Source organism: Microcoleus sp. N9_B4 (genome assembly GCF_036701635.1).
In the GTDB taxonomy this organism is placed as follows: Bacteria; Cyanobacteriota; Cyanobacteriia; order Cyanobacteriales; family Microcoleaceae; genus Microcoleus.
Genome location: NZ_JAUBRC010000016.1, coordinates 13,815 through 26,130, shown reverse-complemented (window position 1 = coordinate 26,130; position 12,316 = coordinate 13,815). Strand labels below are relative to the sequence as shown.

The 12,316-nt window shown below is 41.4% G+C and carries 10 protein-coding genes; 1 reads left to right on the top strand and 9 read right to left on the bottom strand.

The features are described from left to right. Positions 1-1,000: 1,000 nt before the first annotated feature. Together QUA43_RS12835 and QUA43_RS12830 are read right to left on the bottom strand one after the other, a co-directional pair. The gene (locus tag QUA43_RS12835; protein ID WP_333208600.1) at positions 1,001-1,435 is read right to left on the bottom strand and encodes an aminoacyl-histidine dipeptidase; all 435 of its coding nucleotides are present in this window, start codon (positions 1,433-1,435) and stop codon (positions 1,001-1,003) included. A gap of 297 nt (positions 1,436-1,732) precedes the next feature. Beyond that, positions 1,733-2,434 (bottom strand): hypothetical protein, encoded by a 702-nt coding sequence (locus QUA43_RS12830; RefSeq protein ID WP_333374340.1) that lies wholly within the window; start codon positions 2,432-2,434, stop codon positions 1,733-1,735. Between the two features lie 327 nt (positions 2,435-2,761). Between QUA43_RS12830 and QUA43_RS12825 the strand changes: the two genes are divergently transcribed. Further along, the gene (locus tag QUA43_RS12825; protein ID WP_333374339.1) at positions 2,762-4,348 is read left to right on the top strand and encodes an AAA family ATPase; all 1,587 of its coding nucleotides are present in this window, start codon (positions 2,762-2,764) and stop codon (positions 4,346-4,348) included. Between the two features lie 9 nt (positions 4,349-4,357). Here the strand turns inward: QUA43_RS12825 and QUA43_RS12820 are convergent, their stop codons facing one another. The 7 genes from QUA43_RS12820 to QUA43_RS12790 all read right to left on the bottom strand — a co-directional run bounded on the left by QUA43_RS12820 (position 4,358) and on the right by QUA43_RS12790 (position 12,284). After that, entirely contained in the window at positions 4,358-4,762 is a 405-nt protein-coding gene (locus tag QUA43_RS12820) for a type II toxin-antitoxin system death-on-curing family toxin (protein ID WP_333374337.1), read from the bottom strand. After that, entirely contained in the window at positions 4,762-4,950 is a 189-nt protein-coding gene (locus tag QUA43_RS12815) for a hypothetical protein (protein ID WP_333374335.1), read from the bottom strand. The genes QUA43_RS12820 and QUA43_RS12815 overlap by 1 nt, the downstream gene beginning before the upstream one ends. Positions 4,951-4,983: 33 nt before the next feature. Further along, positions 4,984-5,424, bottom strand: a complete 441-nt coding sequence (locus QUA43_RS12810) for an NACHT C-terminal alpha/beta 1 domain-containing protein (RefSeq protein WP_333374333.1) — start codon at positions 5,422-5,424, stop codon at positions 4,984-4,986. Continuing rightward, positions 5,394-8,720 (bottom strand): NACHT domain-containing protein, encoded by a 3,327-nt coding sequence (locus QUA43_RS12805; protein WP_333374331.1) that lies wholly within the window; start codon positions 8,718-8,720, stop codon positions 5,394-5,396. Before QUA43_RS12805 ends, QUA43_RS12810 begins: the two co-directional genes overlap by 31 nt. A gap of 150 nt (positions 8,721-8,870) precedes the next feature. Further along, complete coding sequence (locus tag QUA43_RS12800; RefSeq protein WP_333374329.1) at positions 8,871-9,302, bottom strand: hypothetical protein; 432 nt, start codon at positions 9,300-9,302, stop codon at positions 8,871-8,873. A 410-nt stretch (positions 9,303-9,712) separates the two neighbouring features. Beyond that, complete coding sequence (locus QUA43_RS12795; RefSeq protein ID WP_333374327.1) at positions 9,713-11,506, bottom strand: bifunctional 3'-5' exonuclease/DNA polymerase; 1,794 nt, start codon at positions 11,504-11,506, stop codon at positions 9,713-9,715. Between the two features lie 193 nt (positions 11,507-11,699). Beyond that, positions 11,700-12,284, bottom strand: a complete 585-nt coding sequence (locus QUA43_RS12790) for a class I SAM-dependent methyltransferase (protein ID WP_333374325.1) — start codon at positions 12,282-12,284, stop codon at positions 11,700-11,702. Positions 12,285-12,316 lie beyond the last annotated feature (32 nt).

The following is a 12,316-nucleotide window of genomic DNA, read 5'->3' as shown; positions in this document are numbered from 1 at the left end:
TCGGGGCGGAGTACCCACTCAGGAACGATTTTGCGTCATTTGAGGTGCATCGTTGAGCGATTTACCCCGGATTATTGAGCGGATACCTCATTTTTTGGTATTAGGAATCTTGCTCAAGGTCCTGCAATCGGAAAGCCAAGTGAAGTTAGAGCGATTAGCACTAGTGTTTCCTCTGAGAGAGTGACAACCCCCTCAGAAGGGTGGGTTTAGGTAACATCGCCCGAGCCTGTTTATAGATCGAATAACTTAATTTATGACCAAACAGATGCCTTTTGACATTCGCTTTAATGCTAAGAAATGTTTCGCCAACAATATCTTTTACCAGTGGCAACCATCCCCCTCGACTCAACCTATTGTAAAGAACTGCATTAACTGGAATGCGTCATGCGATGCTTCGCTCCATCGTACCCAAGGCTACCCTGTACACTAACAGGCTTGCTCCTGGCTTCGATATCGACTCATGTGAGCGATCGCACAGTTCTATCAAAGTTCAAACTGCCCCATAACTTTCTCGCCTTGCCTGTTGTCGTGTGCGAGCGCTAACTTCAACTTCCAACAGTTCTCATCGCAGTCTAGCAAAAACCCCTAATTTGCAAAGAGTGCTCACTTTTACCCCCCTATAACGTCTATTTGACATGGCTTGCTATGCGACTACCACACTAACTACGAGGATTGAGGAGGATTTAGAAGGGTCTAAAATACAAAAAATCGCGTCAAAAGCAACAATTCTTTACAAAAAATGATAAGTATTTATACTCACTGCGAGGCTAAAAGTAGGAATTACGAGGTGTAATGAGTAATAACTGTGCTCTTTTCTCCTCTTTTTTCCTCCTTTTTTAGCCCCCTAAAATTCGCATCTAGGTCGAATATAGCTCTAACAAAATAAAATAGCTCAATCCAGGGGTGGGTGGGCGGCAATAAGCTTCCCCACTCCTAGAATGAGGAGTAGGGAAGTTGCCCTTAACAGGCAATTTTTGATATTCTTAGTTGCTCAAGCGACTCAATCCAAATCATCGATGTCGTCGTCAGCAACATCCACTTCTTCATGCACACTTTGCGAGCTTGAAGCGACTCCGCTGCTCTGACGGGCGAGCCGTTGATTGCGAATGCCCCGATGCTTGGCGCGGCGATCGCGGATTGCATCCATATCGGTCAATCCGTATAGGATGCGACCAGCACGCATCAATTCCTTTAAAGGTGTCTCGCTGTAGTCAGCGCGAAATTGGGCATTATGTGTCTCCCAATCAAATTGGCCGCCGTTAAAGCGAGCAACGCTTGCCAGTTCTCGACCTGATTCTTCTCTCAAAACTTCTAGTACCATTAGGCGAAGTTTATCGTTGTAACTAATGCACTTGTCGAGCGCTTTTATCTGAGTATTATGAGCTTTAGCGGTATTGGTTGCATTAGTCTTTTGAACTTTTTCAGTGACTCTCATTTCTCAATCTTCCTGAATTCAAGTTTGTTCATCTACACAGCAGCAATCGCTGCCTCTTTAAGTTTAATTGTTGGGCTTAACTTTCAAATAAAACATTAATAAGTGTGTTTAAGGTTAATTAAGTTGAAAGTAATTAATACTTTAAATATTTCCCTGAAAGCTGAAATTTGATTAAAATACTCATAATATGAATAAAATAAAAAACTCTACTCTACCGTTTTTAGGTAGAGCAGAGTTTTACATATTCAACAAGAGCGACGGTGAAGGAAGCTGTAAAATTTGAGCGAGGGTGAAAGATTATTCTAAATCTTCGTCTTCGTCCTCATCTTCATCAGCATCATCTTCCTCATCTTCTTCCTCGGTATCGAAATCATCTTCGCTGTCTTCGTCCAAGTCTTCTTCGGATTCATCTGTTTCCTCATCTTCATCAGCATCAAGTTCATCTTCTAAGTCATCATCATCTTCATCATCGGATTCATCCTGCTTGTTATAGCTATTGCGTTTAGCAAGCGATTCTTGATTGAATTTGACAAGACCTTTAATTGCTTCTTGCGCGTCAACCTCGAAAACGTCGTACAGTTTGGCCATCACAAGAGCAATGACTTCAATATCGTGGCGCAGTGCATCAGGTTGACCGAATAAAGCTGGAAACACTTCATTATTCCAACGCTGCCAGTTCATCGTTTTGCCGCGTTTTTTCAACTGAGCAGCAATATCCAAACCAAGTTTTTCTTTGGTAGCGTGACCCACCTTAGTTTGGAGGCGTTTTTCGCGCAGTTGAATTTTGACTCCAAATTTTTTCAGGATGGTAGTTCGCACGCGGTCTAGAAGTGCGTCTGCTTGCTCTTCTACAGTGAGTGTCGAACGGCGACTGACCTGCGATTGGGTAGCTGTCGCTGGGCTCTTTGACTTAGCAGCACCATTGCTTTTGCCATTCAAAATCACCGCTCCATTGGATGGGCGAGGAGAGTTATGGTTTTTAGCTGTTGTTGTAGCCATAAAGTTTGATTTAATTAAACTAGTTCACGGCTAACAGCGCCGTTAGGCGCTCTCAAATTTCATCAAATTTATAATTAGTTTTTTTTATTATCATTAATAATAATAATAATTAATAGTTTTTCCTGTGAAATAAATTTCTGTAATATTTCGGTGTATCTTTTTTTGAGTAGCAGAAATACATAATTATGTATATTGAGGAAATTAGGGAAATAATTCCTAAGAATTAAGAGGAGGTTTGGCTGCTGTAGAACTATTGGCTGATGGCAACGCTCGACCGTAGCCTATCAATGAGAAGAGTACCTTTGAATATTTCTTGCCGTTGAATTTATGCGTATCCTCAATGACTGGCTCAGTTTGGCGCAAAGAGGCATTAAGATTGTCGGGCTGGAGTATTACACGCCTGACCGAATCAGAGTGTTAGCACAGTTCCACAATTGGGGGCAGGAGCTGCATTTGCCTGTTTTCTTTTGGAACTCAGGGTACAGTTGCTTACAGGAAATTGTGAGTTGGGACGGTCAGTGTATATTACAAAATAGTGACTTGCGCCCAGATTCTGACGTGCTTGAGTTTCTATTAGAGAGTAAGAGAGAGGGAATTTACATTCTTGAGGGAGTGTTAGATTTTGACGAATCCGGTCAGGTGAGTTCGCGTCTGGGGTTTCAACTGGCAAATGCTTACTATCACTCATCTTGGTCTGCGGCTCCTCAGTTTTGGGTGATGCTGGAAAACTACATACAACTGCCGGTGAACTTGCAGCCTTTGATTCCCGTACTGACGACTCCATTACCGTCCCGAGTTGCAGCGCAAAAGGTGGTGGAGTTGTTTTGCGATCGCCATCCTGGGCTTGATGACAAAAGTGACGAGGTATTGCAAGGTGCTTTGGTTCGAGCTTGCCAGGGGTTGCCCCAAGGTGAGATCGAGTTAATTTTAGAGCGATCGCTAGCTTTTGCTTCGACTGTAGAGGAAATGGCGCGGTTCGTGCTCGACCATAAGGTTAATAAGTTGCGGGGGCGAGGCCTAGAATTTATTGCCGAGGCAGATGTGCCGGATGCGGGTGGTTTAGACTTGCTAGACGAGTCCCTTTCAAAGGTGGCTTCTTTGTTGAGTCCAGAAGCAGAGAAATACGGATTGAAATTTCCCAAGGGAATGATTCTCTGGGGGCCGCCGGGTACGGGCAAAAGTCTGAGTGCTAAACTTGCGGCTAAGAAGATGGGAGTACCGCTGTTGGCGGCTGATTGGGGTTCGATTGTTGGTTCTTCCAGACCAGATTTAGCTTTGCGCGAATTGCTGGAACTGACTCAGGCTTTAAGTCCTACAATTCTCTATTGGGATGATTTTGATAAAGGTTTTGCAGGATGGGATTCCAATGCAGATGGCGGAGTTTCTAGGCGCTTATCGGGGAAGCTTTTAACGTGGATGCAAGAGCATCAATACCCAATTTATATCGTGGCGACAGTTAACCGTTTGGGGATGTTACCACCGGAATTAATTCGTCGCTTTGATGATATTTTCTTTGTGGATTTGCCTCACGAAGGCGCGATGTATGAAATTTTCAATCTTCATCTCAAAAAATATTTTCCTGAGTTTCGTAATTCTTCAGAGTCGCCTTGGACGGATGATGAGTGGCTGATTTTATTGAGGGATTACAGGCTTTGTACGCCAGCAGAAATAGGCAATGCCGTGAGAAAATGTGCGGAGGAAATCTATTATCGCGATCGGGTACAAGGGAAACAGCCTGATGAATTGAAGGTGACTTTGCAGGACTTGCGACATCAGCGCTATCAGTTTACGCCGTCGATGCTTCGCGATGAGGAGCAGATTCTAGCGATTCGCAATCAAGCGAGTTATGCTAGATCGGCTAGTGGGCCGGATCGATCGCGATTTTCTATTCCGTTACAGGAATTGTTTGGTTAGGGTGCTATTCTATAGGTTTTCCTCGCTTACATTAAACCGAATAATTGCTGATTGTAGCCAATGGGTAAATTCTTCTCTTGTCATTTCTCCTGATGCGACTTGAAGAATTACTCTTTCCTGTTCTTCTACATTGGCATTAATTTCAAAACCATTCAGGATTAAAAAAACTTCCATTGCTGCATGACCTGTTCTTTTATTCCCATCCAGAAAAGGATGATTTTTAATCAAAGAAAAGCCTAATGCTGCGGCTTTTTCTGCAAGAGTTGTATAAAGCTCTTGACCCCCAAAAGTCATTTTAGGTTGAGCAAAAGCCGATTCCAGTAAACCCCGATTTGTAATTCCTAAACCCCCACCCGTCTGACCAATAACTTGATGATGAATATCTAAAATTTGTTCTAGGGTTAAGTAGAGCATTAGGCTAGACGTTGATAAAGATCGTGGTTTTTCTTCAATACATATTCTGTCGCTTTTTGATAGGATAGGGTTGGCGGATTGACAGTAATAATTAGTTGCCCTTCCTGTTGTGTAAGTTCAACTTCTTGGCTATCTCCTAATAATTCCTTGGGGATTAAAACTCCTTGTTCTGTTACTTTTAATTTCATGGGTTTAATTTTTGCTAAGATTAGTCAATTTTATTATATCATTTCCTCAATCCAACTTTGCATCGCCCCTAACAAGTTATCCTGACTGGGGGGAAAACTGCGTAAAGGTTCTTCCAGGGGTTCATCAGTTATCCAGAGTATGTGTAAACCCAGTTTAGCATCGGCAATTTTGCGACAGCAGGTGAGGAGTGGGGAATGAGGTTTACAGTTATGTAAAATTAGGGCTAGGTGGCGTTTTTGCAGTTGTTTTTTTACGATGAGAATCTGTTGTTTGAGTTGGGCAAAGTTGCTGACAGTGGGGATGTCTGTATCTGGGAGTGCGAGGGAGTAAATTAGGGTGCAAAGTTCTTGACAAATAGCGCTGGTGTCTGTTTCATCTGCTAGGGATTGAATGTTGATAAGGAGAAGATTGGACTTGAGAGAAGTTAGACGCAATTTTTGGATTAAAATATTGGGCGATTTAAGTATTCCCATACCTTTGGCCAGGTTTTGCTTTGTTTTTGATGCCATGCCATATAGAATTCGTCATACGAGAGGTTTTCGGCACATTTCCAAATAAGGTTGAAGGATAGTTTATAAATGTAGAATTTATTGCGGGAAATATTATTTGTTAAATTTGCTTTGAAATCAAAAATCATCTTAAAACTTAGCTGTTTAGTTAAAATATTTTTTTCTAAGCTCTCTGCAATAATCTGACTCCATAATTCATTTGAATTTCCATCTAGCAACTGCCTTAGACGATTGATTACTTCCAATTTCCCTCTTGCAATTTTACCCAAACTATCAACAGCTATTATACGAGTAAAAACATCAAACGGTTGCTCTAACAAATGGAGTAAGGCAGCAATCGCATTTTCATTACCCACTGCTAATATACCCAAAGCTTCCGCAATTCTCCAACAGGTAGATTCATCTGAAGTTTCATTTAGCCTTTGGACTAAATTATTAATAGTATTTTCCTGATTTACTATTGCTATTTTACCTAAAATATCAACAATACACCTACGGAAATTTTCATCTGAATTTATCAGCAGTGTTTCTACTAATTGATTTATTGTTTTCCTATCTCCTACTGCTATTTCGCTCAACCTCTCAGCGACTATCATTCTGGTAGACTCATTATGATATAGCAATTGAATTAGCCCATGAATCACGTTTGGTTTACCTTCTACTTTGCATAAAATTTCCGCAATTTCATCGCTGGGAAAACATCTGTTTTGTATATTATATGGCTTTAAAGTTTTGATTAATTCATTAATTATATCCGGTTCATTCTCCGTATTTTGACATAAAATTTTGGTAATTTCAATCGCGCTCCATGAATCAGATTGTCGATTAAGTATTTGAATTAATTGTTTCCGTACTCCCCCATTTACTTCTGCTATTTTTGCCAAATATTCTGAAGCTATCTCACGTAAATATGGAAAGAACGATCCAACAAAAATTGAAAGTATTAAATTCTTAATAATATTGGCGGACAAGGTTTTATTTAACAAATTAAGTATTTTAAGGCTAGTAATTTCGTTTTTTGTTTTTATTAGCATTTGAATTAAGTAAGTAATTAATAGCCAACAATCTATATCTAATGGGATACTTCTTCTCTCCGCTAAAATCTGTACAATTATATAAATTGAATCGGTGAAAGACAAGTTTCTTTCTAATAGTTTTTTACCAAACAAATTGGTAAGTATGTTGCCTTTTTCATTTAAAATTTTATCTATTAACTCAATTGGATAATTATTAATGTCTACTTGGTTTCCCTCTACTATTTCTCCCAAAATATTAGTGACTATAGAATAAATATTATCATCTGAGGTTTGATTTGCTAGCAGGGTTAAGGATTGATTACATCTCCTATCTAGAAGTACTGCTTTCCCGAAAGGATAGACAAAAAATATACGGGGGTTAACATTATATTTCCATATATATGAAACATCTGATAATTTCACATCTGATATGATAACTTTATCTAAAGTTTTTTCAATAATTAAGAGCAAGTAGTTTATATCTTCCTCATTTCCTCCAGCTATTATAACCAACTCTTTGTTAAAACTACTATTAGTATTTTTATTTAAAGTTTGATTTCGCTCTTCGATTAAACGATTGATATTCCCTAGATTTTTTCCTGATATCTTTGCCAAGATATCAACAATAATACCCTGAATAGTTGTATTTAAAGATTCAGAGAATGAAAAATCAGTTGCTTTGAATAAAAGTTCATATGTGTTTGAAGCTGGCTTTAGAAGTTGGTTTAAGCGGGGAATTGCCCTTTCCCTATCTGTCTCTAACAATACGGCTCTTGCCTCTTCCTTAATTGGTTTGAACAAACTTGATGCGTCTTCAGGAAAAGCCCATTCTACGATTTGACTAACAATTGCATCAGCAAAACGACTTTCCTTAAACTCAGAAACTACTATCCCACCCAGAAAATAAGCCCGATACTCATAGAAACCTTTATCCACTTTCCAATAATCCCACTCACCACAACCATCATCAAATTTTACCAACTTTTCAATAAACGCCTCTTTCTTCTCCTTCTCCATATTCTCCCGCCCAAACCACAGCAAAATCACCTCTTTCCACTGCTTCTCAAAAATCCGATAAGTCCCCAAACTCGGATTATCCGGTACATGATGCAAAAAATAACCCCAATCATCCACCGCCAACGCTGCAAAATACTCCTGAAACGTCGGATGATAAAACGCATAAACCCGCTCACCGGGATTTTCCACCGCCACCCCTACCAAATTCAACCAACCCAACTGCAACGCCAACTGACATAACGGCTCATCAGTTTCTCCCAAAACCTCCGTTACCAAACCTTCTCTTAACCGAAACCGAGACTCAGATTGCTCCATCCCCCGCAGCGCCAACCTGCCCAACCCTGCATTCAAATCCTTTCGCTGCTTGGATTTCGTAGGAAAAGCCTCCTGCTTCCACTCATACAGCGCCTCGGCAAACTGCCCATAAAGCCCCGCCTTCGTTTCCGGTAAACCCCCCTGGCGAATTTGCCAAGCGCGACACAACAGCGCCAACCGCAGGGGATTTCGCACCGTATCCCGAATCCGCTCTTTCCCATCTTGGGCTAATTCTGCCAGCAACCGCTCCCCTAACTCTGGGTAACGCGCAAACCAGCGCTGAATAAATTGTCCCACCCCCTCCGGGTAGTCAAAATCGAGATTGCGATAAACATCAAACCCTTCCAGGGCATTTTTCCCCGCATCCCACACATTCTGGCGACAAGTCACCACCACTCGCGCCGAAGCAACCCAACCGCTAATCTGATTCGCCACCGTCGCCAGGGGGTTGCTACTCCCCATTTCATCCACCCCATCCAGCAACAGCCACACTCGCCCACTGTTAAACAGCAATTCCAGCGCCTTTTTCATTTCCGGCGTTACCTCTACCGCACGCAAAGCATCCTTGAGCCACTTTTGCAGTAGGTATTCCTCAACACTTCGCCCCTGCAAATCTGCGAAAGACACCCAAATTGCTACATCCCGCTCTGTCTCTGCTGCCACCCATTGGGCTATTTTCTGTAATAGCGTCGTTTTCCCCGAACCCGGTTCCCCCGTCACCGCTAACCTGCGCCCTTGACTTTTCGGACTTTGCCCCTGTTTCAGCACTTGGGCGAAAAACTCATCATTTTTATAAGTGCGGGTGACTTCTTCATATTCCTTTTCTGGCTGATAAAATTGGGAACCTTCCTCTGGCGAAACCTCCCAAAGGCGTTTTTCTTTCTTTACCTTTTCCACCAGTCCCAAAGGCACATAAATATCATCAAAAGTAAACTCTACCCCGTCGCCAGTAGTGAGGGGATTTGTTGTTAGTCGTCGTTGCTTTGCTAATGCTTCTTGACAGACTTTGTGCCAGTCAATATCGGGAATCGACTTTGCCCGGTTCCCATCAGGCGAGTGCAGTCAATTATTAATGGTTAACGTGCTGTTATTAAAGGTATTTCCTTGCAATACCTGTTTAATCTCATCAGCTAGTTTACTATTATTAACAATAGAAGGATTAGATTGGATGAGATGATTTACAGCCTTTTTGATATGAGGACTGATTTTAGGTTCCTGTTGCCCTAATTCTGCTAACTCTTCAATTTGTGTCCATAATTCGGGTCGTTTTTCGGCTGCGGCTTGAATCGCCGGAATGACTTGACTATAATTTAAAGGCTGATTGGGTGTATGCTCAATTGCTGTTACTGTATCTGGACTTGCTTGGTTAAGATTTGTTAAAAATTGTTTCGTTTTTTCAACAAAAGTTTCCCCAATTTTTTCGCCAGTTTTCTCTAAGGCTTTTGTTCCGATCACTGTTCCTAATGCTACTGCTGCTGTCAATAAAGGTTCCATAATCTCAAATAATAGATAAAAAACAATTATAAATTATAACATAGAAAGAAAATCGTCAAGATACTCGCTAACAGGATGTGATTTTCCTCATCAGTATTTAAGTGGTTTTCCAATAGGGAATCAATGGGCATAAATGCTTCATCTTTTTTAAGCCAAGCATTGAAGCTATTTATCAAATCATTACTTTGATTTTTAAAAAATTAATGTAATTACGACCGCGCCAGTAATTGCAATAGCATAAAATTTGTGGTTAGCGCGTGATTAATTCTCACTAAATTAATGCCGAGCGAATATCTTTAGCCAGGGAAGAGACCCCTGGCTGATAACAGAACTTGAAAATTAAGAGGATACTATGATTAAATAATCCAATCTTTTTTAGCTTCGGAAACAGTTTCCTCTCTTGAACAAATTCAACCCCAAGAAGAGGAAATAGTTACCTCTACTTCAACCGGAACTTGCTGCAAATACAGCCTTCCAGCTTTTACCATTACTTTTTTGAGAAGGGAACTGGTTCTTTTTAAAGTTGTCTGCGGACACTCTAACAGAATCTCATCATGTACCACACCAATCAACTTCGCTCCAGTCTTGGGTAAGAGCTTGAACAAACGAGCGATCGCGACTTTCAACATATCAGCCGAAGTTCCCTGAACAGGGTGATTTAGCAACTCTGAAAGCCTGGGTTTCTTTGCCCACCGTCTTCTGCGTCCCCCAATTGTACGAATTTGCTTGATATCTTTGACGTACACAGTCCTCCTGATGTTGTCGTGCCATCTTCGGACTCCAGAATAAGCTTGGAAAAATCTTTTTCTGAACTCTTTAGCTTCCTCCAAAGTTAAAAGAACATCGTACTTTTCCTCAGCATAAGCTTGTAGTTTAGCAGCACCCATGCCATAAATTAATCCGAAATTAACTGATTTAGCAATCCGTCTATCTTCTGAAGTTACCTCCTCTAATCCCTTACCCGTAATCAAAGAAGCCGTTAAAGTATGCAAATCTTCACCTTTAACATAGGCCTCTAACATTTTTGCATCGCCAGATATTTCAGCGACAATCCTTAGTTCGATTTGGCTGTAATCCGCTTTAATAATTTGATATCCGGGAGGAGCAATAAAGCAGGCACGCATTCCCTTTACCGTACAATTTCTGGGAACATTTTGCAGGTTTGGCTGCTTACAACTAAACCGTCCAGAACGCGCACCACATTGCCGATAACTGGGATGAATTCTCCCCGTGATCGGATGAATATGTTTCGGTAATGCCTCAGCAAAATTTGAACACAAAGATGCTAATTTCCGATAATTAAGTAGCAACGGGATAATCGGGTATTGACCAGCTAGAGGAATAAGTTCGCTCTTGGTTGTTGACTTGATTGGAATGTTGAGAGCCTGAAGAGCACTTAAAACTTGTACAGACGAGCGAGGGTTTATGGTTTCCACCATCTCTGGAAATAGCGAAAGTTGGGGATTAGAGGCTGGTTTGAGACCGGCTTTTACTAATTCCACCAGCGTAGTCTGTTTTTGAGCTTTCAGTTCCTCCCCCACCAAATGCCATTGTTCTACATCCAGTAACATTCCATTTAGTTCCATTTGGGCTACAGCAGGCATCGCTTCAAATTCAATTTGGGCGGTTTCTAGTAACCCAGCACTCCGAAGTTTTGAGATGAGTCGCGCTCTAAGTTTCAGCAGGACAGCAGCATCTAAAGCGGCGTATTCTAACTGAGAAGCTGATAGCTTACCTCCGAAATTGCTCGACTGTAGGCTCTTGTCAAGTTTGATTCCTAAAAATTCAAGAGCGAGGGATTGTAGATCGTGGTTTTTCTTGAGTCCCGATCGCAACACCTGGCTCGCTAGCATGACATCAAAAAATGGGCCAGACGGTCTAAGTCCAGCTATTTCTAGTACCTGCCAGTCGAACTTACCATTTTGAAATATTTTGAGCGCACTGCTGTTTAGAAGTGCTTTTAAAGGCGATAATTCGCGATCGGCAAAAGCAGCTAGATCGACAATTATCACTGGGCGTTGGGGAACAGCTATTTGGATGAGTCGGATGCGTTCCGTAAGTGGATCTAGCCCGGTGGTTTCTGTGTCTATGGCTATAACACGAGCTTTTATTAAAGGCGAGAGAACATCATTTAGTCTGGAAAAGTTTGTAATCAGCTCGTATTCCACAATAGGATTTGGGGCAAAGTGTGGGGAATTATTCATGGGACTAGAGGGGTTTTAAGGTAATAGTCTTAGTCGTAAGATTGATAGAACTAGCAGAGATATTGGGGCAGATATTCGGTATTAAAGTGTAAATTACATTCTTAAATATAATTAAAAGAAACTAATAGTAATTTGTTGAAAGGTAAGTTGTGCTGTCCCCACTAATAAAACGGTATAGTGGGGAAGCAATCGTCTACTTTTTGTCTATTACGACTAGGTAGCTCTCAACAGTCACCGGGCGATCGCTCCCCCAAAAGATTTCTAAGGGAAGTTCGATTAACTTGGCTGACGTGCGCTTAAGAAAGGCTCGGAATGCTTGCGATCGCGGCTCGGCTCGGACATTCATGGAATTGCTAACAACACTTACCAGGCGTCCAGAATTGGCTAAAAAAAGGTTATAGGCACGTTGTATGATATCTAAATCAACTCCTTTGATGTGGGGCGTAGAAAATGGGGGATTTGCCAAAATTCTGCTATATCGCCGTTGGGGTTCAGTTGTTAAAAAGTCGCTTCCAACTAAATTAAACCCTTTTTGGAACAGGAGTTGTTGTAGCAGGGGGTTGATCTCAATTACATCAACGATTGCACCCGCTCTAACCATAGCCTGCGCCAATAAGCCGTCTCCTGCTGTTGGTTCTAAGGCGTAGATTCCAGAAACTAATTGAGCTTCTTCAATCATAAGCTCAATTAGTTCTGGGGGAGACGGAAACCAGGAATAAGGTGGAGCTTCTCGGATTCGCTCATATAGTATTTCTGCAAGCAATGAAGTATCTTTCATTTTAATTTTGCTGCTATTAGGGCTATAATTGA